Below are 19,047 nucleotides of genomic sequence, written 5' to 3' on the forward strand. Positions count from 1 at the left end.
CGGTGACGGCGCAGGTTGAGCCCGAACTGGGTTCCGCACAACAGGTAGTCCGGGCGCAGGACGCCCGCGGCGGCGGTCTCGGGGACGTTCTCCATGACCCACGGCCGCCCCGTCGCCCGCATGACCTGGCGGCCGGGGCCGATCAGGTCGGGGTGGTCCTCGGGGTTGCCGCGCCACCTGGTCACGGTGGCGTAGCGCTCGCACGGCCAGGACCCGTGGACCAGGTCGAAGGTGTGCCCGTGCTCGGCCACGTAGTCGAGGCCGTCCGCCCGGACGAAGGGGAAGGGGTAGTTGGGCTGGGGGCGGATGTCGACGCCGAGGACGTCGAACCCGGCGAGGTAGTAGCCCATGGACAGCCCGCCGGCGCCGCAGCACACGTCCAGCACCCGCAGCCCGTTCGGCCGCCGCAACGGCAGCACACGCGCGTTCACGCGGCCACCTCCAGCGCGGGGGCGTGGGCGGCGAGGAACGCGCGGCCGATCCACTCGGTGTAGGCGGGCGGGAGCGCTTCGCGGAGCCTGAGGTGGTGGGTGGACCAGTCGATGTGCTTGGCGTCGCGGATCTCGGCGACGGTGGCCTTTCCGCCGCCGGCGCCGTAGGCGGCGACGTACGGGCCGTCCCGGTACTCGCCGTGACGCCACCCACGCACGTAGCCCCGGTGCCGGGGGTGCGCGGGCTGCGCGGTGGTCCAGCCGCCGAGTTCGAAGTAGCGGTGCATGAGTACGGCGAGGCCGAACTGTTCCCCGCACAGCCGGACGTCCTTGCGGACCTCGGAGCCGGGCACGTTCTCCATCACGTACGGCCGCCCGGTGGCCTCCAGCGCGGCCCGGGTGGGGACGATGAGCCGGGGATACGTGCGGCCGATGGCCGCGTTGCGGGCTGCGTTGGTGCCCTTGGTCGGGGCACCCTCGCCCTGGCACGGCGGCGAGGCGTGGATGAAGTCGAACTCATGGCCGTGCTCGCGGATGAACTCGATGGCGTCGCCCTGGTGGAAGGCGTCGCCCCGGTAGTCCGGCTGGGCTTCCTTGTCGACGCCGGTGATGTGGCAGTTGTCGAACGCGCGCCGGTAGCCCTCGGTGGCGCCGCCGATGCAGCAGTAGGCGTCGAGCACTCGGATGGGTTCGATCCGGGAGAGTAAGGCGAGGGCTCGCAGGATGGGGGCGGGTTGCTGCATGCTGGATGACCTCCACAGGTCAGTTGGTGGCAGGTGGACAAGGGCGGTCCCGCGTTCATTGGCGTGAGGTGGGGACCGCCCTTGGCGTAGCTAGAAGGGCGGTTCGTCGCTGTAGCCGACGGGGGCCCACGGGTCGCGGGCGCTGTCGCGGCGGCGGCGCAGCCACCGGGGCCGGCGCGGGAGCGGCAGCAGGGTCACGGCCCACGGTGTCCAGCAGGAGCAGAACTCCCACTCGGTTCCGGCCCACTCGCCGGTCTCGTAGTCGCCGTAGTCGTGCTCGATACCGCCGACGCCCTCACAGGTGCGGCAGTCGGGGCGGGGCGTGTCGGTCAGGATCAGCGCGTTGCGGGGCAGCGCGGTGAGCCAGATACGCAGCCTGAGCATGGGTTTTCGTCTCCTTCTCAGCCGTAGAACTTGTTGCGCTTGATGACGGCCTTGCGGATGTTGACCGTGGTCCCGCCGCCGTGCCGGTTGCCGCTGAAGATCTGCACGGCGATCCACCCGCCGAAGACGACGGCGGCCAGGGTGATGAGCTGAGTGATCAGCGCGGTCAGGGCGGTGATGAACGTGGTGAGCAGCAGCAGTCCGCCGCACACGGCGAGGAACCCGACGCCCCCAAGGGCGACATTCACCGCCGCCCGCGACACGACCGGCTTGGCGACCACCGGTTCCGGCTGGACGGGGCTCATGGCGTAGCCGGTGACGACACGGCCGTCCGGCAGGACGACGCTCGCGACCGTCGGCACGCCGTGCGGCTGGACGGGAACGAGGGGCGCCGCGTACGGGGCCACGGCGGGGGTGATCGGGGTGGGGTGGTGGACTTCCGGGGCCCGTACGGCGGGCGCGTTCGGGGTGTGCTCGGGATACATGCGGAATCCCTTCCGGTGCTCGGTCGGGGAGGCAGACACACCCCCTGCCGGGGGCGCTGTGGAGGGGGTTTCAGGGGGCTGAGCTGGGGTGCCTCCCCGCCTCCCCGAAACGGTGTTTTCGCTGATCACCGTGGGGGAGGCGGGCTGGGGAGGCGGTTGGGGAGTTCTCCCCGCCTCCCCGGCACGGGAGGGTGCGCCTCCCCGCTACTCGGAGGCGGAAACGGAACCCTCGGCGTCGCGTTCGGCGAGCGCTTGGGCGACGTCGTCACGGCGGACGGTCATGCGGCCGTGCGACTTGTACGCCTCGACGCCGGCCGCCTCCAGCACGCCGGTGAGGTCGGTGAAGGCCCACCCGCCGTAGGCGTCCTCGCTGAGCACCGCGAGCCGCTTGACGATGTCCTGCGTCAGCACCCGCTTCTCGTCGCCGATCACACCGAGGATGTCGGCGAGCGCGTCACGGTCCTCGCCCCGCTTCACCGCGTGCAGGGTGGTGACGCCGTTGCGCAGGGCCTTGGCGCGGTCGGTGATGGCCTTGGCGTCGTCGTCGCCGATGAAGTGCGTGCGCACCGTGATGGAGGACTGGCCCTTGGGAATCTCGATCCCGTCGGACGCGACGACCAGGGTTCCCTTGTCCAGACCCTGGCGCAGGAGGTGCGGGGCGGCGCCGCCGTTGACGGCCTTCTCGCCGAGGGCCATGACGGCCTGTGCCTCGGTGCCCAGCGCGAGCGAGGCCCGGGTGTGCGCGCCCTCGCGGACCAGCTTGGGAAGGTTCTGGTCGGTGGGGTCCTGCGTCCCCTCGTACATGAGCACGTCGACCACACGGCCCTGGTTGTGGACCTTGCGCACGGCCATGAAGTAGCGGGAGGTGGCCTTGGACCCGCCGTAGGGACGCCTTTCGTCGTCCACGGCCGGGCACATGAACGCCACCTGCGCCTCATCCACGATGCCGATCAGCGGCTCGAACACTGTGCCCGGGTCGGCCTGCCGGGCCGCGATGCGGCGGTTCATCTCCTCCACCAGACCCTCGACCATCTCGGTCGCCTCGATCACGTGCTCATCCGTGGGCCCCTGGATGAGCACGGTGGCCAGACCGTCGAACATGGCCCAGTCACCGGCGCCCTTGAGGTCGGCAATCCGGAACTCCACCCGCCGATCCAGCGACGCCCACAGAGCGAGGGAGCGCAGGGCGGCGGTCTTGCCCTGGTTGGACAGACCCGTGATCAGCAGGTGCCGCTGATACAGGCTCAGGGAAGCGGCGTCGCCGCGCAGGTCCTGCCCCCACGGGGCGCGGCCCTTGGCATAGTCGGCGGTCAGTGTTTCGTCGGTGACCAGCGGGGACGGACCGATCGGCTCGTCCAGCGCCCCGGAGTCGGCGATCCACAGCCGCACCGTCCGCGCGGCCTCCGGGATGGTAATGAACACCTCGTGCTCGTGCCGGGTGAGGTTCTCGGCAAGCTTGCGCCGCTTGCCCTGCACCTCGTTGGTGGCCACCCCGGACGGAAGCGTGACGTCCACCTCCACCCCGCACCCTGCGATCCGGATCGGACCGAGCATCGAGGCGCCGGCGTCGCCCATCTCCTTGATGGCGCGGGCCAGGGCGGGTACGCCGAGGTCGCGCAGGGCCTTGACCACGATGGACGGGGTGATCGGCTCGCCCTCGCTGCTGCGGGCGTTGGCCGGGAGGGCCCATGCGGGGGCGGCGTGCTGCTTGCGGCCGACCGACCACAGGGCGAGCAGGGCGAGGAACGGGCCGATCGTGAGGGCCGGACCCCACACGATCTGAACGATCCGGATCAGCAGGGCGATGAAGTCGATGGTCGCGGACAGCGGCGTGACCACGTCCCGCACCTCGCCCGTGTTGATCGCCATGACCACGCCGAGGGCGACCAGCACACCGACGCCCATCCCGGCACCGACTCCGACGCCCTTGGCGGCGTCCACGGGCGAGTGGAGCAGGTCCATGCGGCGGTGGTGGCGGGCCGCGCGGAAGCGCGTCAGGCGCTCCTCCCACTCCTCCGCCGCTTCCAGGTTCCCCGCGGCTTCCGCCGCCCGGATCATGCGCTCGTAGCGGGCGCCGGTCTTGCCGTCCCAGGTGCGGCGGGCCACGATCCGCCCGCCGTTGAACGTGTAGGAGGAGTGCCGGGCGAGGGCCCGGGCCGTCGCCCGGGTCTTCTCGTGCGTGGCGGCGGTCTTCACCGCGCGGCCGGAGCGCACCCACAGCGGGGCGGGCGGCGCGGGCGGGGCGTCGGGCACGACGGTGAGCACGGTGGGCGTCGCGTCGTGGGCCGGGGGGTCGGTGGGCTTGTGGAGGTGAACGACGTTCTCGGACATGCTGGAACTGCTCCTGACTGCCCCCTTGGGGGCGGGAGTAAGGGGAGTGCAGGTGCCGGGGTGGTCGGGTCCGTGGAAAGAGCGGCCACCCCGGGCGTGCGGGGGATGGGGCTGGTCACCACCAGCTGGAGGACTTCTTGGCGGCCTTGGCGCGGGCCGCCTCCGTGATGAGGCGCTGACGCTCGCCGTAGAGGGCGGTCAGTTCGGCGTTCAGCCGCAGCTCGGCGGCACTGCCGGTGGTGTCCATGCGTTGCTCGGCACGGCCCGCGCTGCGGCCCCGGCTGATCTGGTAGGCGCCGCCGGCGAGGGCGCGGGCCAGGGCGCGGCGCTCGCTGCCGTTCAGCGGCCACCACTCACCCCGGCGGACCGCCTCCAGATTCTTCATCGTCTTCTCGATCTCACGGTCAAGGCGGCGGATCTCGGACTTGGACACGGTCAGCTCGCTTTCGGCCTGCGGCGGCGGTTGGGGGTGGCCATCGGGCCGGTGGGGGAGTCACCGGGCCGGACCCCGGCGCGCCCCCACGTGCCAGGCGACTTGCCGGCGGGGTTGATCGGGCCGGGGTCCGGGCGGGTGATCTCGTCGTCCTTGCGCGGGGTCTTGTCCCGCCACATCGCCATCAGACGGCCCTCGTTTCCAGCTCGGGGCCGGTCGCGGTGCGCTCGGCGAGCAGGGCGTCACGCAGCATGCGGGCGTTCGCGGGCGAGGTGCGCAGGGCCCGGCGGATGCCCTCCCCGGTCACCTCCGCGTCCGGCAGACCGGCAGTGGCTTTGCGTGCTTCCGCCATGAGCTGGTCGGGGGTGCGACGGGTGCGGGTCGACTTGGCGGCGACCGGGACACGGCCCGTCGCCCGACGCGGCCCGGTCGACGCGGCCGGCACCGAACGGGCAGGCGCAGGAGCGATCGGCACCGGCGTCACGATCGGGGCGACGGCAGGCATCGGCTTCATACCGCCGCCCGACTTGCCGAGGTCGACCGGCACCGGAGCGGGCACCGGGAGCCGTGTCAGGACGACCGTGGCCGGGGTCGATACCGGCAGGTCAGAGGTAGACCGTTCTCGACTGCTTACGGTCGATTCCTCCGCATTTGCGACCGGAGGAGGATCGAGGGGCGCCGTGCCGAACATCGAGGCGAGGGCCGCGTCCGCACCGCCGGTGATCCGGGTGCGCTGAACCTCCAGCAGCCTCGATCCCAGGGCGACGTCCCCGACCCCGACCTTGCGGGCGAGGCGCCACGACTTGCGCTCCGACCACCGCTTGACCCAATCACTCGGGTGGTGGGCGGCGCGGGCCCGGTGGTAGGCGAGAGCCTGCACGATGTCGGCGGTGCGCCGCTCGTGCTCGGCGTCCCGCCCGTCGGTGTGGACCACGATCCGGCGGGCCAGGAACGCCATGCCCTCCGCCGAGACGGACATGCCCAGCGGGGTCAGCGCGTAGACGACCGTGCGGCCCGGGTCGGGCGCGGCCATGGCGGCCATGACGGACGCGGCGGCCGGCAGCACCCACAGCCCCGCCCGCACAACGAGCGGCGAGGACTGGCCCAGCATGGTCAGCCCCAGCAGGACCAGGGCGAGCACGGCCGTGGCACCCTCACCGGCACCGAGGGCGCCGAGTGCGGTACCGGAGCCGTAGGCGTGGCCGATGTTGCTGTAGGTGCCGATACCGCCGACCACGCCCGTGGCGAGCATCGGCACGAACGCGGCCGACAGCACGCCCTTCTGTACGGTCGTCAGTTCCTGCGTCGGGGCGCTCACGCCGCACCACCGGGCACGATCGCGCCGGCCGTGCGGTTGGTCAGGTCCCGCCGTGCGGCGAGCAGGCCGTTCCGGGCCCGGCGGATGCGGCGCGTGTCGACGTCGTTCGCGGGGTGGTCCAGAGCCTTGATCTGCGCGTCCAGCAGGACGACCTCCGCCAGGATCAGCGGGGACTCCTCCTCGATCGCGTCCAGCTCCGCATCCGTCGGCTCGATCCAGTCGGCGAACGCGGTAACAACGTCCTGAACAGTGACGATGTGTTCCATGGGTCGTGTTCTCCCTGGTAGGTGAACGGCCCGAACAGCACCCCCGGAGGGCCAACTCCGGGGGTGCGCGCCGTTGGGAAATGGGATGCGCCGTACATGAGGCGTGCGGCGGGCCGCGCGAGGGGCGGCCGGTGCCTCGGGCCGGATCCGATCCGGCTCCGTCACGGTCCCCGCCGCGAGGGCGGCGGGTCCGGGGCTGTGTGGGCGGGTTCAGCGCTGGACGACGGCCTTGTCCATGTCGCGGTGCCGGACGGTCACGCAGTGGCCGGCGGTGGTCAGCCGGTAGGCCAGGGCGCGGGCGAAGGTGGGGGCCCGGTGGCGTCCGCCGGCGCATCCGTCGGCGACCGTCACGGTTCCGCCGCTCGGGCCGGCGGCGAACGCGGCCACCGCCGCAGCGGTCGCCTCCACCAGCTCCGTGACGCCGGGCGTGCTCATCACGGCGGCCCGGACGGGCGCGTCGTCGGCGGTCATGTAGCGCAGCTCCGGCGACACGTGCGGGTCGCGGAAGTGGTGACGCAGGTCGATCGTGAGATGCGCCGCCGGGGGCGCGTCGTGCAGGTAACCGAACGAGACGATCTCGACAGTCGAGGCCATGGCGGACTCCAGAAGACGCAGGGGATGTTCCGGCTCCCCTCAGCGCCGCACGTACAAGACGTGCAGCGGAGGCAACCGGCCGCCGCACAGGGGCGGCGAGGGTCAGAGATGTGCGGGACTGAGCCGCGCTGGACACCTTTTGCGGGAGGTGACGTCCCGTACTGCGCGATATGGATCTGTGCCTCAGTCCCGCTCCTCCGAGGAATCGCATCCCGGTCTCTTCGCGCGGCGTGTGCGCCCTTGGGCAGATCCGTTCTTTTGAGTCGGCACGTGTCCCTGACGGGAGATGACCGACTGGTCTCCGCTCACCTCGGCCGGTGTGGTCACGGCCGTCGTGTCTGTGGCGGATCACGCTGTTGAGTTTTCGGCGCAGGAGGGCACACTTGGAGGTGTTGCACCACCTGCTCAACTTGTTGGTACAAGCTGATGCAGTGATGCTGCACCGACGGACAGTGATGCGTCAAGGGGTTAGGGGCTGCATGTACCAACAAGTTGCGCGAGTGCGTCATGATGGGGCCATGAACAAGCAGCCGAAGTACCGGCAGGTGGCCGACGTCCTGCGCCGCGAGATCGTCAACGGCACCCATGCGCCTGGATCGCGGCTGCCCTCTGAGAACGACCTACAGCAGCGCTTTGACGCGTCGCGCAACACCATCCGCAACGGGCTGAGTCTGCTGGTCAGTGAGGGGCTGATCTCGTCCAGTCAGGGACTCGGGTACGAGGTCAAGTCGCACGAGGTGTTCCAGCTCAACGCGTCCCGCTTCGAGAACCTGACGTTTCCGCAGAACGGCGACGCGTACAACACGGACGTGACGAACGCGGGGCGCCGGCCGCACCAGACGTTCCGTGTCGAGATGCTGCCAGCGTCGCAGGAGATCGCTGAGCGCCTCAAGGTCGAGCCGAGTACGAAGACGGTATTGCGGTTTTGTCATCGCTACGTGGACGACGTTCCTTGGTCCACGCAGGCCACCTACTATCCGTCGTGGCTGGTCGACGCGTCGCCGCGACTTGCTGAGCCTGGAGACATCGAAGAGGGCACAACGCGGTACCTGGCTGCTCAAGGCATTGAGCAGGTTGGGTACTTCGACGAGATCGCGGCCCGAATGCCCACCCCGGAGGAGGCGCGGCTCTTGGAGATCGGAGCGGGTGTTCCGGTGATGCTTTGGACGCGAACGGGCTACTCGGTGGACCGTCCTATCCGGTGCACCATCACGACGTTCCGTGGCGACCTGAACCGGATGAACTACGAGATCGGCAACCTAGCCGCCCGGAGCGAAGACACGTGATCATCACCCCCGCAGAGCCGCACGACGTATCCAAGCTGTTGGCCTTCCGTGAGGAGGCCGCAGCTTGGCTGCGCGGTCTCGGATCTGATCAGTGGAGCCGTCCGTACCCGGCTGACAAGCTGCTGGCCACGATCGAAGCGGGCACCGTGTTCATGCTCCGCGACGGGCACACTACTGCCGGCACCATCACCCTGACCCCAGACGCCGAAGACGGGCTGTGGACTGACGAGGAACTGGCCGAACCGGCGATGTTCGTCAACAAACTCACTGTTGCGCGGGAGTACGCCGGCCAGAACATAGGCGGCCGGTTGCTCGACTGGGCAGGTGAACGTGCGTACCGGGCGGGCGCCCGGTGGGTTCGGCTGGACGCGTGGACGACGAATGGGGCGCTCCAGCGGTACTACCTCGCTCAAGGCTTCACGTATGTCCGTACGGTCCGGGAGGGGACTGCGGTGAACGGCGGACCACGTGTCTCAGGCTGGCTTGCTCAGCGAGTCGCACGGCCCGCAGACCACGGATTCGCGGACCGTACGCCCGCGCCCGCGCGACTCCCGTTCGCGGCTTAAACAGGATCGCGCGGCTGCCCGGCCTACCCGATGAGGTGGCGGAGGAAGTCGGTGACGAACTTCTCGACCTCCTCCTTCGCGCTTGCGTCGCGGACGTCGATGCGGTCGATGTACTTGACCCCTGCGTGCCGAAGAAGCCGTTCCCTGCTCTTGTCGTCAGAGCTACGGCCCTTGTGATGCGGTCCGTCAACCTCGATCACTCCTGCGTATCCCCTGTAGGTGACCAGCAGGTCCGGCTCAAAAACGTGATCACGCACCTTCATCGCGCTGAGAGGGACGATTCCTATCGTGTCGTTGTCGGGGAGTTCCTGCTGCCGCTCGCGCAGGACGGCGTAGACACGCCACTCCCACTCGTTTGTGAGGTGCAGACCGTCAGCTTGCGGGTGAGCTGGCCCAATCCGCACCTTGCGGGCGTGGTTGGAAGGGCGCGCCTTGCCACCGGCCGCCAATTGCTCCCGCCAGTTGGCCCCCACCTCGGGCAGGATGGCGCGTGCCCGCAGACCCGAGATGCCGAAGTTCTCCCGGTCGCAGACCTCTTGCATGGCTGACAGCGCACGCTGCTGCACCTCTTCGGTGAAGCGCTCAAGCTGGGGGTGGTCGAAGTCGAGCACGACTTCGAACCAAGACTTCCCCCAGTCCTCCTCCTGGTACTCCAAGTCGCAGAACTCGGCCTGCGCCAGCAGAGCAGCGATGTCCTCGTGCCCCCGTTGATGTAGAAGGGTGGCGCTGACGGCCAGAACCTTCTCAGCGCGGGCGCGGGCGAAGTCATCGTGTGAGTAGTTGTCGGGGTTCTGCAGGATCTCCTGGAACGGAACAGAAGCTGCGGTCATGCCCTGATTCTGGCAGCCCCCACTGACAACAGGCGCTGCCGCAAGAGAAGTCGATCACCCATGGCAGGGATATAAGGGATGGCTGCGCTCGCACGTCTGGTGAGGCTGCTCCTCTTCGTGAGTGAGGCCCGGTGGGCGACATCGCCGGGCCCTCCCTGGGCCCCCGCTGGGCCCTCCGAGGTCGACCGACGACGACCACCAATGACCAACAACGACGGCTCGACCGCAGGTCAGATGAGGTGCGCGGCCCGCTGACCAGGGCCGGAAAACGGGCCCCCCAGACCCAGGGCAAGAAGAAGTAACGCGACACCATTAAGCCCCCGACCTGCGGTTTCTTCGCGGGGCGGGGGCTTTTTGGTGGGGCTGGGCCGTCTGTGGGCCGTCAGTTGCTCGGTCGGGCCGTCAGACGCTGAGAGCACGCCGCCACTCGTAGGCGCCGGGTGATGTCTCGACGACCTCGCGGGGGTAGGCCTCGCGGGCCTGGGCGAGCAGGTCGCGCTGCTCGGCAACCCACTTCGGTGATGGCACGAACAACGGGACGGTGACAGTGACTCCTGACGACGGCCCGTCGTGCACGGACACCCAGAGCCCGCCGCTCTCGTCAGGCTTGAACTTCATCGAAGGAGTCCGCCCGGATGTGAGCCACATGGCGAACCGGCCGGACTCCAGGGTTGCCAAGGCGTCCTCCCAGTCCTCCAGGTCCTCAGGGAGAAGGGTCACCGAGAAGTTGCCGCTGACGGATTCCGCCTTGATGACGATGTCGCAGTCGAGGAAGTCGTGGCCGGTCAGAATTCCCGGTTGATAGCGACCCAGGATGCGCACGGAGACACTGTGTCCGCTGGTGCCGGGCCTGTCGGCCAGGTGGATCAGATTGACGACGCCATCCGTCGAGTCCATGAATTCCCTCCCCGAAGTGACCACGTCCGAGCATCCTGCCGGACCACCTGCGGCTCTCACGGTTCGGGGTGCAGACGCTTCGAATAGACGTCTGACACGGCTCTGCTCGTCCGCTCCCGGCTGGACGGCATGAGGTGCGCGTACACGCGGAGTGTCAGGCCAGGGTCGGAGTGGCCGAGGTACTCGGCGAGGGCCTTGATGTTCTCCCCAGCGTCCAGGAGCAGCGAGGCGTAGAAGTGACGCAGCGCGTGCATGCCGTTCTCGCGTGACTCGGCGTATGGCTCGCCGGGCTTCCGTTCGGGGATCACCCCAGCCGAGGCCAGCGCCCGCTTCCACGCCTCCTCGTTGAGGGACGTCCGCCAGACGTGACCACCGCGCGGCCCGGTGAAGATCAGTCGCTTGGTCACCGAAGGCCCGTCCGCCACCTTCCACGGCAAGGTGATGTCGAACGGCGGGAACTGCTTCATGTGGGCTCGCAGGGCATCAGCGACCGGCCCAGGAAGCGGCACGTCCCGGAGCTTGCCACCCTTGGGCGGGGCGAATACGGCCTTGCTTCGGCTCAGCTTGAGTTGCTGGACCACGTGAAGCGTGTCCGACTCGAAGTCGATGGCGTCGACGGCCACACCGAGGATCTCGCCCTGTCGCAGGCCGCAGCCGCCACCCAGGTCGACCGTGGCCCGGAACCGCTCGGGCATGCCAGCCTGAACGGCGAAGACCCGTTCTGGTGTCCAGGGAGCGACGCGCCTGTCATCGACGGTCGGCGGCCGGACCGATCGAGCCGCACACGGATTCCGGGGAAGGTGCGGGTCCTGCTAGGGGGCGTGATGCACCGCCAGGATCAGTGCCGATCAAGCGCGGCCAGGTACATGGGATGCAAACAGTTTCGCACTTATTCACTACTGAGCCTTCACCGCGGGCCAGCCGTCGCAACTCGTCCTGGTCACTACACAATCAAATAGCGTGGCTGAGGCCAGCGAGGGCGTACCGATACACACGCGCGCCTGATCGGTTGACGTGCCCGCCATTGTGGCTGACTTTCGGCGGCTGAGGTTCGTGCCACAACCGTGCCAGATGAAGCGGTCAGCCACGGTGAACGAGGGGGCCTTGTAGCCGAGTTTGCGTCGCCTCACCAGGGATCGAAGCTCCAGGGCACCCGGCGCAGCGCCCCAGCCTCTCTCGAGTGCCAAGGGTGAGCCAGCGTTGTGTCGGCCAGGGCAGCCGCCGGCCGCTTAGTCTTGTGACCAATTCGCGATCCAGTGCCGCACTTGCCTGAAGGAGGAACTCTCGAACGCCCTCCTCTAGCTGCTTGAGCTTGTCCGAAAGCTTTGACGTGTCGTAAGCAACGATCAACCTGCCCTCTTCGTCAACCATGCGGTTCAAGCTCTGTCTGATCCTAAAGACGGTCACCAGAGCGCCAGCCAGTTCGACAATTGTGGTCACGTAGGGTTCCAGCTCAGCAGGCCCGTCCAAGATCACGTGCCGACCATAGCGGCCAACCTCATCCGCAAGCTCAACCGCACGAGGAACGTAGCCCTCCTTGAATTTGCCAGGGCTCAAGTCGACGACGCGGTCCGACCCCTCGGTGTCAGAGGTCCCCGACCGACCGAGGTGTCGACCAAACGCAATCCAAGGCTCAAGATGATCGTGGAGCGCAGTGGCAGCGGAGGAGAAGGCCTCGTAGGAGGACCTTCGCGGTTCCCTGCGCTCACGCAGGGACTCAACACGCATCTGGATCTTACCCAGTGACCTTGAGGTCCAGCCCGTCGCGATCGTACCGACTGTTCCTACCGCCGCGCCCAGCACGGCAGCCAATCCAGCATCCATGACGATGATGATGCCGTGTCGTCGCGGAACGCCTCGACGTAGAGGGAAACCCGTGGGGCGATCTGGTCTGGGCAGACGTCATCGAGCCGACTCCCGACCACGGTGCTTAGTGCCGCCGCACCACAAGCGCACCAGATTGAGCGGGGAGTAGCGGGGAATCACGGTGACAGCCGTCCTGCCCGACGCCGCCTCGCCCAGGATGTTCGCCCAAGTCAGCGCCCGAAGCAGCCCCAAATGCCCGCAGCTTCCCAAGCTGAGAGTCCGGCATCTACCCTTCACTCATGGTCGACATCGAGCCCCCGCGGAGCTTGGTCGCATTGCAACTCAGCGTGTATGCAACTCGACTGAGGCTCGTTGAGCACGTTCGTGCGAGCGGGCCGGTACGGGACTGGAGCCCGGACACCGATGCTCAAGGAGCGGATCTGCAACACGCCTGCGAGGTGAGTGAGGCCATGCTTCGGAAGGCAATCGATGACAGCGGCCTGGAGCGGGAGCATGGCCGGCGCGCTCTTCGTCGGGCACTCATGGCGGCGGCCTCGCCGCAGATGCCAAGCCAGCCCGGAGTTACGCCGAACCCCGCATGAGTGTCTAACTGCGTGACAACGACAGCGGATAGCGGCGCACGAGCGCGAACGTCTACGGACCGTCAGCCCAGGTGAGAGGCGCACCCGTCCAGGGCCACGCCCCCACCCAAGTTGCTTCGGGACGAAGAGGTCATCACCCAAGGTCTCACCGCTACGCTTCTGCCGGCGCGGCTTGCTCTGGACGACGGCATGGCAGCGTGGCTGGGGCCGGTGGGGGTGCAGCGAGGCACACGCGTGCGTGGTCGGTCGGCGCGCCCTCCGTCGTGGCTGACTGTCGTCGGCTGAGGTTCGTGCCACAACCGTGCCAGCTTCAGCCCGAGGGCGATGAAGTTCTTCGTGGACGTGCACATCGACCAGAAGATCTTCCGTATAGCCAGCATGAGCATCCACAGCGAGTAGCGGAGCTGCATCGGCCGGGCCCAGACGTGACCGTCCGCAAGAGTCTTGGGGGGATGGGGAGTTCGCGACAGCAGCCTACGTCTGCCCCGGCTACGCTCCTGCTTTGTCTTGCCCGCCACCACTCACGGGCAGACTCGAACAATTGACCGATCTTTTGGAGGTTTGATGAAGTCCGTCATCCGGAAGGTTGCAAGCTTCGCGGGGGTGAGCGTGGCGGTCGCAGCTATCTCCGTGACCGGCGCATCCGCAGCCCACGCGGAGGCCCCCACCCACGGCTGTCCGTACCCCTACGTCTGTTTCTACGTGGACAACAACGCCCTGCTCGCGGGCACGCCGCTCTCGAAGTACAAGGACGTCACCAGTAGTTATCAGGCCGTCACACCCCGGCCGCACTACGGGGTCGTGAACACCCGGAACGACGACGTGGTGTACCTGCGGCTCCAGGACGGCACCTCGATCTGCCTTTCGCCGAACACCTCAACCGTGTTTGCCAACGCCTACAGTGTCACGGGAATAAAGATCTCCAGCAGGTCCACCTGCTGAATTCGCTGGAAAGGCCAGCAGGCGCGCCTGATCGCGCCCGCTGGCCGGACGACGGGCAGGGCTGCGGCCCGTCCGGAACTACCTGCGGCGCCGGGGCATCCGGCACACGATTCCCGAGAAGACCGACAGCCAGGCCGCCCGCCTACGCAAAGGCTCCCGCACGTGATCGGCCGGACAAGTCCTGGCCGGAGAGGCTCTCACAGCGGCCACCTGACATCATCGGCTCAACTCGACCCCAAAACGGTTTTCGGCAGGCCATCAGCGGTGTGGCGCCCGCCGTCGTAGCTGACGATCCAAGGCGGGGCACAGACGGTCAAGGCCCAGCAGTCGCAGAGGTTACGTCGGAGCGACGGGAACCGGAGATCGTGCCATTCGCGTGCCAGATCCTGTGGGGACTCACGGGGAACAGCGGGGACTTGGCCGCGGACCTGGAGGGGCTGGAGCACCGTTCCCCGCAGGTCAGGCGAGTCATCGCTGCCAGAAGACCCAAGCTTCCCAAGCTGAGGGCTCAAGCGTCGTCGCCACGGACCGGCCGCTGCGGCTTGTTCTGGTCGACGGCACCGGAAGCGTGGCTGGGGCCGGTGGGGGTCCAGCGAGACATACGCGTGCGTGGTCGGTCGGCACGCCCGCCGTTGTGGCTGACTGTCGTCGGCTGAGGTTCAGACAGGTCATAGCGGAGTGCCGGCCGTCAGCCGAGTGCGCCGGAGCTGGGCCGTCCCTGGGCCGTCCGAGGTCGCTCGACAGTGGCCAATGACGACCAACGACGACCACCAGGCGCACGAGCCCAGCGCCCCCGACCAGCAAAAACCCAGCTCACCAAGATCCCCGACAAGACCCAGGGCAAGAAGAAGTAAGCGAACGCCTTCCAGCCCCCTGCCTGTGGGTTTTCCGCTGGTAGGGGGCTGCGCAAGTCGGTGGTGGAGGAGGCCTCGTGGAAGCCACCCCTCTCGTCAGTCCCGGCCGGTTGTGGTCGGCGCAGGAGGTCTTGGTGCGTGCGAGCCCTGTCCCGGCGGCGGCAGCACCCAGAACCTGCGCAAGCGGGTGCGCTACCACTACCGGGGCAACGCGGCCGGCTCGACCCTGCGGCTCACCCTCGGCTGCCTGCTCGGACTCGAGCTGCGCCGGGTGGGCAGCGGCAAGCGGATGACCTTCGGCAAGGTCGGGGAAGTCACCCTGAGCCAGTGGATGGCGGACAACGCGCGGGTGTGCTGGATCGAGCAGAGCGAACCGTGGGAACTGGAGTCACAGCTCATCTCTCAGCTCGACCTCCCGCTGAACCTCGACCAGAACCGCCACAACGCGTTCCACGGTCGGCTGAAGGAGCTACGGGCTCAAGCGCGCCGACGAGCACGAGAGTTGCCCATCGGCTCATAGGCCCGTGGTTGTGCCCGCGTCTTCAGGGAACTCGGCCAGTGATGGTGCGGAGGTGCTGACATGAGCGCAGGCGAGAGAGCCAAGGCGAAGGCCGAACAGGTAGTCGGAAAGACCGTGCGCAAGGCGGCCCACGCCATGCACAAGAACACCCTCGCGGCGAAGGGCGCGGCCCTCGAAGCGCGGGGCAGGATGCGGGGAGAGAAAGAGCGGGTCAAGGGCGCCGTCAAACGCTGACGCCGACATCACGTATGCCTGGGTAAGTGGTTTCGTGGCTTCCGGCCGGCGCGCTCAGGGCACGCTCCACCGTCGCCTGCGACTCTGTGCGGCTTCTCTGCTGCTCGCGCTGGCCGTACTGCTCGTACCCGTCACCGTCGTCGCCACGTGGGTGAATTCCGAGATCACCGATGTCGATCGGTACGCACAGACCGTGTCACCTCTCCCCAGGGACCCCGCCGTCCAGAACGTGGTGATCGATCGCGTTACCGACGGGCTGGTGAAGCAGATTGACGTTCGCAAGATCACCCGTGCGCTGGCCGACGCCCTGGCCGACCGCGACGCACCCCGGTTCCTCGTCGACACGGCCCGTTCGCTGGACGACCAGATCAAGGCCGGACTGACGACGGGCGTGCGCTTCGCTGTCGGGAAGGTGGTGACGAGCGACGCTTTCGCGAAGGCGTGGGACAGCGTCAATCGCGGGGCTCATACCGTCGCGACGAACGTCCTCACGGGAGAGGGGAACGGAGCGCTCGAGATCAAGGGCGACACCCTCACACTGAACGTCGGCCCGGTGGCGGAAGAAGTGCAGAAGCAACTGATCGGCACGACCCTCGTCAAGGCGCAGGACATTCCCGGGGCCGACAGATCGATCGTGCTGGTCCGCAACGAGAATCTCGGTGCGGCCCGGGACGGTGCGCGCTGGCTCGGCGTCGTCGGTCCGTGGCTGCCCCTGACGGTGGTCCTGCTCGGCGGGCTCGGCATCTGGGCGGCGCCCTCCCGCCGGGTCGCGCTGATGGCCGGTGGCATCGGCACGGCACTCATGATGTGCGGGCTGCTCGTCGGGCTCGCCGTCACCCGCCAGATCTCTCTGGACACGGTGACGCAGTCGGCTCAGTCGCCTCAGTCGGCGCAGACGCGGGATGCCGCGGCAGCGATCTACGACACCCTGGTCAGGTTCCTCCGGGAGGCGGTCCTCACCGTGCTCGTCACGGCCCTGCTCGTGGTGGGCGCGGGATATCTGTACGGACCCGGCCGTGGCGCGACCGCCGTGCGCTCGGCCGCGGCCCGAAGCACCGGGGCCGCCGGTCACGCGCTCGCCCGGAGGGGGATGACGACAGGGGCTGCCGGACAGTGGCTGCGCAGGAACCGGCACCTTGCCGCAGCCGCGGTCATCGGGGCCGGCGGCCTCACCCTCTTCCTGTGGAACTACCCCACGACCACCACCGTGGCCGTTCTGGCCCTGCTGGTCATGGCACTGCTGGTGATCCTCGGCATCCTCGCGGCAGCGGACGAAGAAGACGAAGAAACGGAGACGCGCTTATCGAAGCAAGCCCGGCGCCGACGTCGTGCAGCCGAAGGGGCGCGGTGTCAGAGCAGCCCCAAGTCCCCCAGCTCCTTGTGCAGGTCCGCCCGTGGATTCCCGGTGGGGGCGGGGGTCCCGGGCAGTTGCCGGGGGGAACCGGAGGAACCGGAGGAGCCGGAGGAACCGGAAGCGTTTCGTGTGTGCTTCGTGCGGTTGCGGAACAGCCACGCGCCCGCGAGGCCGCCGACGAGGCCGCCCAGGTGGGCCAGCCAGCTGACGCCCGGGGTGCCGGGGATCGCCACCGTGAGCATGTAGGCGAAGGACGCCGCCATCACGATGCCGATGAGCGTGTCGATGAGATGGCGGTCGAAGAGGCCGCGGACGACGACGTATCCGAAGTAGCCGAAGATCAGACCGCTCGCGCCGACCGTCTCCGCGTTCCCGCCCTCGAAGAGCCAGACCGCGAGGCCGCTGGTCACCGCCACCAGCAGGCTCAGCCCGAGGAAGCGCAGCACCCCGCGGTACGCGGCCAGGAAGCCGAAGATGAACAGCGGGCCGGAGTTGCTCTCGATGTGCGCCCAGCTCCAGTGCAGGAACGGCGCCGTGAGGAGGTGCGGCAGGGAGCCGAGGTCGCCGGAGACCAGGCCGTACTCGCGGGCCGGCGCGTAGTCGTCGGCGAAGTTGGCCAGCTGCACCAGCCAGACCAGCGCCAGGAACCCGAACATCACGAAGAACGCCTTCCGCGCCTCCGCGACCATCAGCTGCGCATCGGGCTGCGCATCGGACGTCGGCCTGTCCATGGTGTCTCCCCCCAACCCGGCGGACCTCCACCCGCCGGACCTCCATCATGCAGGTTTCACACCTGGAGCGGGACCGGGTGGACCTCGTCGGCCTTGTGACCCGTGCGCTCGTGGATGCGCTGCACCGCCTCCGCCGACGGGGCCTCCGAGAGGCAGTAGACGACGCCGGAGTCCGGGTCCGCCCACGCGGACTCGAAGTGGACGCCCTCCTCCCCTTCTATGGCGAGGTCGTCCTGGTGCGCCTGGAGGAGCTGCTCGCGGGTGATGCCCTTCATGTTGTGGTGGACGTCCATGAACTTGGGCATGGCGGTCATCCCCTTTCCCGTTCGGTTCGGGGTTCCTGCTCGTCCCTCCATGCTGCGCCCGGCCCGGCGCTCCCGCGACAAGAGGGCGGGGCCCGGTGTGGTCACCGGGCCCCGCCCTGTCGTACGTACGACGCCGCGCTCAGCCGCACTGGCACGGGCTGCCCGACTGGCACCCGCAGCCGCACCCGGAACCGCAGCCGCACGCGCCGATCAGCATCAGGTTCCTGATCTCGGCGGGCTGCTCGGTCGGGCGTTCCTGGGTGGGGTCGGGCTGAGGGGTGCTGGGGGACTCTGCCATGGGTTCCTCCCGGAGGCGCACGTGTTCCGCTAGGGCCTGTGCCCATTGCATGCCCGTTGTGCCGGGCGCATCAACGGCGCACAGTGGCGCCCGCACGCTCTCCGGAAGCCCACCGTCTGCCTCCCCGGCAGACCTACGCCCCCTCGGTCCCCGTGGCCGGCTGGATGTCCGGCTGGATGTCGGGCTGGAGCTCGTCCGCGTGCTCACCCGTGACCAGGAACACCACGCGCTTGGCGACCGCCACCGCGTGGTCGGCGAACCGCTCGTAGTAGCGGCCCAGCAGGGTCACGTCCACGGCCGTCTCGATGCCGTGCTTCCAGCGGTCGTCGATCAGGTGCTGGAACAGCGTGCGGTGCAGCAGGTCCATCGCGTCGTCGTCGGCCTCCAGCTGGAGCGCCAGGTCGACGTCCTTGGTGATGATGCACTCCGCCGCCTTCGCCATCAGGCGCTGCGCGAGCTGGCCCATCTCCAGGATCGTGGCGTGCAGGTCGTGCGGCACCGCCCGGTTCGGGAAGCGCAGCCGGGCGAGCTTCGCCACGTGCTGGGCGAGGTCGCCCGAGCGCTCCAGGTCGGCCGACATCCGCAGCGAGGTGACGACGATCCGCAGGTCGGTGGCGACCGGCTGCTGGCGGGCGAGCAGCGCGATCGCCTTCGCCTCCAGGTCGTGCTGCAGCTCGTCGACCTTCTGGTCGTTCTCGATGACGCTCTCGGCGAGCTTCAGGTCGGAGTCGAGGATGGCGGTCGTGGCGCGCCCGATCGCCGACCCGACCAGCCGGGCCATCTCCACCAGGCTGTCGCCTATCGAGTCAAGTTCCTCGTGGTACGCGTCCCGCATCA

Annotated in this window: 21 protein-coding genes and 1 pseudogene; 5 read left to right on the forward strand and 17 right to left on the reverse strand. The window is 68.7% G+C overall.

The genetic code is table 11. From position 1 onward, the window contains the following. The 10 genes from ABZ490_RS06520 to ABZ490_RS06565 form a co-directional block, all read right to left on the reverse strand. A partial coding sequence (locus ABZ490_RS06520; RefSeq protein ID WP_358985134.1) for a DNA cytosine methyltransferase occupies window positions 1-431 on the reverse strand: 431 nt, incomplete at its 3' end. Beyond that, complete coding sequence (locus ABZ490_RS06525; RefSeq protein WP_358985137.1) at window positions 428-1,174, reverse strand: DNA methylase; 747 nt, start codon at window positions 1,172-1,174, stop codon at window positions 428-430. The genes ABZ490_RS06520 and ABZ490_RS06525, both read right to left, overlap by 4 nt. 90 nt (window positions 1,175-1,264) lie before the next feature. After that, window positions 1,265-1,558: a hypothetical protein gene (locus ABZ490_RS06530; RefSeq protein ID WP_358985139.1), complete on the reverse strand. Its 294-nt coding sequence runs from the start codon at window positions 1,556-1,558 to the stop codon at window positions 1,265-1,267. 17 nt (window positions 1,559-1,575) lie between these two features. After that, the gene (locus ABZ490_RS06535; protein ID WP_358985142.1) at window positions 1,576-2,043 is read right to left on the reverse strand and encodes a hypothetical protein; all 468 of its coding nucleotides are present in this window, start codon (window positions 2,041-2,043) and stop codon (window positions 1,576-1,578) included. Window positions 2,044-2,247: 204 nt separating this feature from the next. Further along, window positions 2,248-4,374: an ATP-binding protein gene (locus ABZ490_RS06540; protein ID WP_358985145.1), complete on the reverse strand. Its 2,127-nt coding sequence runs from the start codon at window positions 4,372-4,374 to the stop codon at window positions 2,248-2,250. A 115-nt stretch (window positions 4,375-4,489) separates the two neighbouring features. Continuing rightward, complete coding sequence (locus ABZ490_RS06545) at window positions 4,490-4,807, reverse strand: hypothetical protein (protein WP_358985148.1); 318 nt, start codon at window positions 4,805-4,807, stop codon at window positions 4,490-4,492. Window positions 4,808-4,809: 2 nt separating this feature from the next. Continuing rightward, window positions 4,810-4,992, reverse strand: a complete 183-nt coding sequence (locus ABZ490_RS06550; RefSeq protein WP_358985151.1) for a hypothetical protein — start codon at window positions 4,990-4,992, stop codon at window positions 4,810-4,812. Then, a complete protein-coding gene (locus tag ABZ490_RS06555) occupies window positions 4,992-6,059 on the reverse strand; it encodes a conjugal transfer protein (protein ID WP_358985932.1) in 1,068 nt (355 codons plus the stop codon). Before ABZ490_RS06555 ends, ABZ490_RS06550 begins: the two co-directional genes overlap by 1 nt. 62 nt (window positions 6,060-6,121) lie before the next feature. Then, complete coding sequence (locus ABZ490_RS06560) at window positions 6,122-6,391, reverse strand: DUF6284 family protein (protein ID WP_358985157.1); 270 nt, start codon at window positions 6,389-6,391, stop codon at window positions 6,122-6,124. Between the two features lie 210 nt (window positions 6,392-6,601). Next, window positions 6,602-6,985, reverse strand: coding sequence for an RNase adapter RapZ (locus ABZ490_RS06565; RefSeq protein ID WP_358985161.1), 384 nt, complete (start codon window positions 6,983-6,985; stop codon window positions 6,602-6,604). A gap of 518 nt (window positions 6,986-7,503) precedes the next feature. Between ABZ490_RS06565 and ABZ490_RS06570 the strand changes: the two genes are divergently transcribed. After that, window positions 7,504-8,271: a GntR family transcriptional regulator gene (locus ABZ490_RS06570; RefSeq protein ID WP_358985164.1), complete on the forward strand. Its 768-nt coding sequence runs from the start codon at window positions 7,504-7,506 to the stop codon at window positions 8,269-8,271. After that, window positions 8,268-8,837, forward strand: coding sequence for a GNAT family N-acetyltransferase (locus tag ABZ490_RS06575; protein WP_358985167.1), 570 nt, complete (start codon window positions 8,268-8,270; stop codon window positions 8,835-8,837). Before ABZ490_RS06570 ends, ABZ490_RS06575 begins: the two co-directional genes overlap by 4 nt. Window positions 8,838-8,860: 23 nt before the next feature. Here ABZ490_RS06575 and ABZ490_RS06580 read toward each other — a convergent pair whose 3' ends face one another. The 3 genes and pseudogenes from ABZ490_RS06580 to ABZ490_RS06590 form a co-directional block, all read right to left on the reverse strand. Further along, complete coding sequence (locus ABZ490_RS06580) at window positions 8,861-9,667, reverse strand: hypothetical protein (protein WP_358985170.1); 807 nt, start codon at window positions 9,665-9,667, stop codon at window positions 8,861-8,863. A 402-nt stretch (window positions 9,668-10,069) separates the two neighbouring features. Beyond that, window positions 10,070-10,564 (reverse strand): DUF5959 family protein, encoded by a 495-nt coding sequence (locus tag ABZ490_RS06585; protein ID WP_358985173.1) that lies wholly within the window; start codon window positions 10,562-10,564, stop codon window positions 10,070-10,072. 56 nt (window positions 10,565-10,620) lie between these two features. After that, window positions 10,621-11,367, reverse strand: a pseudogene (locus tag ABZ490_RS06590) (site-specific integrase); the annotation flags it as partial. 2,169 nt (window positions 11,368-13,536) lie between these two features. Here ABZ490_RS06590 and ABZ490_RS06595 point away from each other — a divergent pair. The 3 genes from ABZ490_RS06595 to ABZ490_RS06605 all read left to right on the forward strand — a co-directional run bounded on the left by ABZ490_RS06595 (window position 13,537) and on the right by ABZ490_RS06605 (window position 15,522). Then, window positions 13,537-13,914: a hypothetical protein gene (locus tag ABZ490_RS06595; RefSeq protein WP_358985176.1), complete on the forward strand. Its 378-nt coding sequence runs from the start codon at window positions 13,537-13,539 to the stop codon at window positions 13,912-13,914. A gap of 966 nt (window positions 13,915-14,880) precedes the next feature. Continuing rightward, entirely contained in the window at window positions 14,881-15,288 is a 408-nt protein-coding gene (locus ABZ490_RS06600) for a GIY-YIG nuclease family protein (protein WP_358985179.1), read from the forward strand. A gap of 60 nt (window positions 15,289-15,348) precedes the next feature. Then, window positions 15,349-15,522: a hypothetical protein gene (locus ABZ490_RS06605; RefSeq protein ID WP_358985181.1), complete on the forward strand. Its 174-nt coding sequence runs from the start codon at window positions 15,349-15,351 to the stop codon at window positions 15,520-15,522. A gap of 1,350 nt (window positions 15,523-16,872) precedes the next feature. On the opposite strand, the gene ABZ490_RS06610 is transcribed toward ABZ490_RS06605, so the two are convergent. The 4 genes from ABZ490_RS06610 to phoU form a co-directional block, all read right to left on the reverse strand. Beyond that, window positions 16,873-17,607, reverse strand: a complete 735-nt coding sequence (locus tag ABZ490_RS06610) for a rhomboid family intramembrane serine protease (protein WP_358985184.1) — start codon at window positions 17,605-17,607, stop codon at window positions 16,873-16,875. Between the two features lie 56 nt (window positions 17,608-17,663). Then, window positions 17,664-17,912 carry an SCO4226 family nickel-binding protein gene (locus ABZ490_RS06615; protein ID WP_358985935.1) on the reverse strand — a complete coding sequence of 83 codons (249 nt, stop codon included), beginning with the start codon at window positions 17,910-17,912 and terminating at the stop codon, window positions 17,664-17,666. Between the two features lie 139 nt (window positions 17,913-18,051). Next, window positions 18,052-18,210 (reverse strand): hypothetical protein, encoded by a 159-nt coding sequence (locus ABZ490_RS06620; RefSeq protein WP_166663508.1) that lies wholly within the window; start codon window positions 18,208-18,210, stop codon window positions 18,052-18,054. 133 nt (window positions 18,211-18,343) lie between these two features. Then, a complete protein-coding gene (phoU, locus tag ABZ490_RS06625; protein ID WP_358985188.1) occupies window positions 18,344-19,045 on the reverse strand; it encodes a phosphate signaling complex protein PhoU in 702 nt (233 codons plus the stop codon). Window positions 19,046-19,047 lie beyond the last annotated feature (2 nt).

It is taken from the genome of Streptomyces sp. NPDC005811 (assembly GCF_040630405.1).
Lineage (GTDB): Bacteria > Actinomycetota > Actinomycetes > Streptomycetales > Streptomycetaceae > Streptomyces.

Excerpts from the sequence above, each read along its gene's own strand:
- ABZ490_RS06530 (WP_358985139.1), bottom strand. The coding sequence starts at position 1,558 with ATGCTCAGGCTGCGTATCTGGCTCACCGCGCTGCCCCGCAACGCGCTG.
- ABZ490_RS06595 (WP_358985176.1), top strand. The coding sequence starts at position 13,537 with ATGAAGTCCGTCATCCGGAAGGTTGCAAGCTTCGCGGGGGTGAGCGTG.
- ABZ490_RS06585 (WP_358985173.1), bottom strand. The coding sequence starts at position 10,564 with ATGGACTCGACGGATGGCGTCGTCAATCTGATCCACCTGGCCGACAGG.
- ABZ490_RS06580 (WP_358985170.1), bottom strand. The coding sequence starts at position 9,667 with ATGACCGCAGCTTCTGTTCCGTTCCAGGAGATCCTGCAGAACCCCGAC.
- ABZ490_RS06610 (WP_358985184.1), bottom strand. The coding sequence starts at position 17,607 with ATGGACAGGCCGACGTCCGATGCGCAGCCCGATGCGCAGCTGATGGTC.
- ABZ490_RS06620 (WP_166663508.1), bottom strand. The coding sequence starts at position 18,210 with ATGGCAGAGTCCCCCAGCACCCCTCAGCCCGACCCCACCCAGGAACGC.
- ABZ490_RS06535 (WP_358985142.1), bottom strand. The coding sequence starts at position 2,043 with ATGTATCCCGAGCACACCCCGAACGCGCCCGCCGTACGGGCCCCGGAA.
- ABZ490_RS06605 (WP_358985181.1), top strand. The coding sequence starts at position 15,349 with ATGAGCGCAGGCGAGAGAGCCAAGGCGAAGGCCGAACAGGTAGTCGGA.
- ABZ490_RS06565 (WP_358985161.1), bottom strand. The coding sequence starts at position 6,985 with ATGGCCTCGACTGTCGAGATCGTCTCGTTCGGTTACCTGCACGACGCG.
- ABZ490_RS06540 (WP_358985145.1), bottom strand. The coding sequence starts at position 4,374 with ATGTCCGAGAACGTCGTTCACCTCCACAAGCCCACCGACCCCCCGGCC.
- ABZ490_RS06555 (WP_358985932.1), bottom strand. The coding sequence starts at position 6,059 with ATGCTCGCCACGGGCGTGGTCGGCGGTATCGGCACCTACAGCAACATC.
- ABZ490_RS06550 (WP_358985151.1), bottom strand. The coding sequence starts at position 4,992 with ATGGCGATGTGGCGGGACAAGACCCCGCGCAAGGACGACGAGATCACC.
- ABZ490_RS06560 (WP_358985157.1), bottom strand. The coding sequence starts at position 6,391 with ATGGAACACATCGTCACTGTTCAGGACGTTGTTACCGCGTTCGCCGAC.
- phoU (WP_358985188.1), bottom strand. The coding sequence starts at position 19,045 with ATGCGGGACGCGTACCACGAGGAACTTGACTCGATAGGCGACAGCCTG.
- ABZ490_RS06615 (WP_358985935.1), bottom strand. The coding sequence starts at position 17,912 with ATGCCCAAGTTCATGGACGTCCACCACAACATGAAGGGCATCACCCGC.
- ABZ490_RS06525 (WP_358985137.1), bottom strand. The coding sequence starts at position 1,174 with ATGCAGCAACCCGCCCCCATCCTGCGAGCCCTCGCCTTACTCTCCCGG.
- ABZ490_RS06570 (WP_358985164.1), top strand. The coding sequence starts at position 7,504 with ATGAACAAGCAGCCGAAGTACCGGCAGGTGGCCGACGTCCTGCGCCGC.